Origin of the sequence: uncultured Caballeronia sp. (genome assembly GCF_964243625.1) — a bacterium.
Classification (GTDB): domain Bacteria; phylum Pseudomonadota; class Gammaproteobacteria; order Burkholderiales; family Burkholderiaceae; genus Caballeronia.
The window spans coordinates 1-3,175 of the sequence record NZ_CAXTGZ010000673.1 but is presented as its reverse complement, the minus strand read 5'-3'; the positions used below and the strand labels follow the sequence as shown (position 1 = coordinate 3,175).

The 3,175-nt window shown below is 58.3% G+C and carries 2 protein-coding genes and 1 pseudogene; 1 reads left to right on the top strand and 2 read right to left on the bottom strand.

Features of this window, described 5'->3' with window-relative positions; all coding sequences use genetic code 11:
• On the bottom strand, positions 1 to 372 hold a 372-nt coding region (locus tag ACFFAR_RS29050), incomplete at its 3' end, for a GNAT family N-acetyltransferase (RefSeq protein ID WP_174365217.1).
• 492 nt (positions 373 to 864) lie between these two features.
• Here ACFFAR_RS29050 and ACFFAR_RS29045 point away from each other — a divergent pair.
• Complete coding sequence (locus ACFFAR_RS29045) at positions 865 to 2,889, top strand: hypothetical protein (RefSeq protein WP_375508997.1); 2,025 nt, start codon at positions 865 to 867, stop codon at positions 2,887 to 2,889.
• A gap of 62 nt (positions 2,890 to 2,951) precedes the next feature.
• On the opposite strand, the pseudogene ACFFAR_RS29040 reads toward ACFFAR_RS29045, so the two are convergent.
• Positions 2,952 to 3,175, bottom strand: a pseudogene (locus ACFFAR_RS29040) (C4-dicarboxylate ABC transporter substrate-binding protein); the annotation flags it as partial.

The following is a 3,175-nucleotide window of genomic DNA, read 5'->3' as shown; positions in this document are numbered from 1 at the left end:
CGCGAGCGCCATGTGCAGGCCGGTATCGAGTACGAAGTGATCGCAACCCGCCTCTTGCGCGATCCGGCGGACCTGCGCCAGCAACTCGCCGCCCACGCCTGAGCGTTGCAGACGCGAAGTCACGACGAGGTCATCGACATAAACGAACCGCCCATAGATCAGGTTCTCCACGAACCGGTAACCCGCGAGTCCGACGGGTGCTTCGCCATGGTTCGCCGCAAGCAGCCGATAACCCTGCGCAAACTGCCGATTGACCTGCCTCGCGAAGGCATCCGAAGTGGTGAGATGCGGACGCAATTCCTGCATCACGCTGAAGGCTGCTGCCAGTTCGGCGGGACCTTCGAGATGTTGAAACGCGGTGGAATGGATCATGGGATTCCTTCAAAGAGGAATTCACGATAGCCCGTTACGACGCGGTCTTACAGAGCCAAAAACATGCGAAGAGACTAGGACATGATCATTGGACTCAGGCTTGGTCCGGCATCTCGTTAATCACAAAATAAATCCCCGAACACGTTCTTATGACACTTTTTTACACATATCGACTAATTTAAATTCTGATTAAAACATCATGGCGAAAACGCTCTGAATAATCAGATTCAAACAATTAAATGAATCGTGGGTACCGATTCCAGAGCGACTTAATTCCAATCAAACTGCAGAAAAACAGCCGGAAATTTATTTGTATGAGCAAACCGTTTGATCGCTTTAACGCGTGATATCGTCTCTCCGCCAACAGGTCTGAGAGAGATGCGACACATGCTCGCATCACTGCTGGCAAAGGGCTTCGGCCGGATCGACCTATACGCCGGCCTTACGCTTCATTACATCCACGCTGCTTAATCACTCAATAGAAGGATCAGCATGCCAACCGCAAATACGGGCGTTCTCACAATCATCGGCGCGGCTTACGGGCTAAAGCAGGTTACCGGGCAAGTCACGTTACTGGTGAACCGGCAGACCACTCCCGAAACACTCTCAGTTCAGGCGAGTAATTCGGTATTCACCGATACCTGGCCGGGTGTCAGTAAAACCTTTACCGTGGTTTATAGCTACGACGGCGGGTTGCCGCAAACCGCAACCGCAATGGAAAACCAGACACTGACGATTGGCGCGCATGAGTTCGAACTTTCCTCCGCAGCTTCGGCTTTGAACAACACCCAGCCGGCCCTGACTGTGTGGGGCGCGAGTTATGGCCCGAAAAACGTCAGTCAACAGGTACAGGGAATGGTGCCCTCCGGCCAGACGCTGAACCTGACCGCGAACAACGCGACCTTCACCGATACATGGGTCAACCACCGCAAGGCCTTCGTGATCGTGGCGAGCTACACCGGCCAGGTTCCGTTCACGGATATCGTGGTGGAAGGCAGTCCGTATTCGCTCAAGTACCGACCCCATCTGCAGGTCCTGAGCGCGTTCTGGGGCATGAGCGATGTGACGGCCGTAGTCCAGGCCAACGTGAGCCGGCGCAACCTGAGCATCGCGGCATCGAATTCAGTTTTTGGCGATGGCTGGCCGGGCATCAACAAGACCCTCAACGTGGTCTATCAATACGCCGAGTGCAAGCCGCAACAGGCGATCGCAACCGAGGGAAGCACGCTGACGGTGGACTACGACGCGACCGTGCCGCCGTACCAGCCACCCGTCGACGCCAGTGCGCTCAACGTCATCGCCGCGGCATATGGCCGTGCGGACGTGACCAGCAAGGTGGCCTCGCTGATCGCGAACCAGTCGTTGAACATCACGGCCAACAATGCCACCTTCAGCGATTCCTGGATCAACCACGTCAAGTCGTTCTCCATGGTCTACACATGGGGATCGGCGGCGGTATCGAGTCTGGTCGTGGCTGAAAATCAGCCTGTCGCGGTATCGGCGCCGGAACCGCTGTTCCCGACTGACCAGAATTTTGTATCGATGGCCGGACTCTTCGGCAGCGGCGACCAGATGAAACTGCAAACGGGCGCGGGCGGTTACTGGGCGGTATCGGCGGGCGGTCAGATCACGACCAGCGGGACGTCGAGTGATGCAGCGGAATCGTTCACCATTGGCGTTCCAGGAGCAGCGGGCTCGGCGGCCATTACCCTGCAATGTCACGATGGCAGCTTTGTGGTCGTCGGCGGCGACGGCACGCTGCATTCAGGCGGCACGGCACAAAACGCGGCGAAGCTGATCCCGTCGCTGCAATCGAACGGGACCATCAATCTCGGGCTCGTCGGCAGCTCCGGCGCACCCTTCATGGCGGTCAACCCGGCCGGCGCAATCGCCGTCAACGGAACCTACAACGCCGACTTCTCGACTTGTTTCAATCTGCTGTTCAACCCCACGCAGACGGGACTCGATAATCACATGATGGCCTTCGCGCCGCCGGAAGCCGAAAACGTCGATATCGATCCGCTTCTCGTCAAGGTGATCTGGGATCTCACAGGCGGCTGTTTTCTCGCCATCGGCCTTGGACCGCTGATTGGCAACGCCGAGAAACTCGGCCCGGGGGTGTATCGTCTGCTGCAGGGTTATCCGAGCGTGATGAGCCGGATCAATACGCTTGTCACCGCCATCCGGACCAATCGTGCAGCTACGGCCGGTGCGCTGCTGGTCGTGCTGAAAGGCGTCTACGATGCCGGCGTTTTCATGCCGCTCGTACGGCTGGTGCTGAGTCTCGCCGGCTGGTGGGGTCTTTCTCTTGCCATCGTCACCATTCTCACGAAGGTGCTGGGCGGCGCGGCTACAGCCGGTGCAACGCTGGCAGCCGAGCTTATCGCGAGCTTCGCAATCTGGGCGTACCAGACGACCATGGACGTGCTCGCCTACGTCAACTCGTCGGGCGGCAGCAAGGCGGCTGGCGAAGCGGAAGTACTGCGAGAGCCGGAGCCGGCCTGCCTGCCGGCCTGAACCTGTTACTGCTGACCTCGCAATTGCACACCGTACCCCTGCTTTCGCAGGGGTATTTTTTGTCACACGTGCGCAGGTTCACGCTGCGTTGCGGTCAGATGCATCCGCACGAATCCGACATGCTCGCGCAGCACATAAAAGGCATCGGCATAAGCGAGCGGCATGCGCAGCGTATTGAGCGACGCCTCGATTTCATCGAGTTCCACAAGCAGCGCCATGCGCTGCTCCTCCGTCGACGTGCTCAGCGCACCGCGTTCGATCGCGATCAGCGCACCGTAGTATCGAT

What these genes read in the sequence shown, in the direction of transcription:
- ACFFAR_RS29045 (WP_375508997.1), top strand. Translation starts at nt 865, where the DNA reads ATGCCAACCGCAAATACGGGCGTTCTCACAATCATCGGCGCGGCTTAC.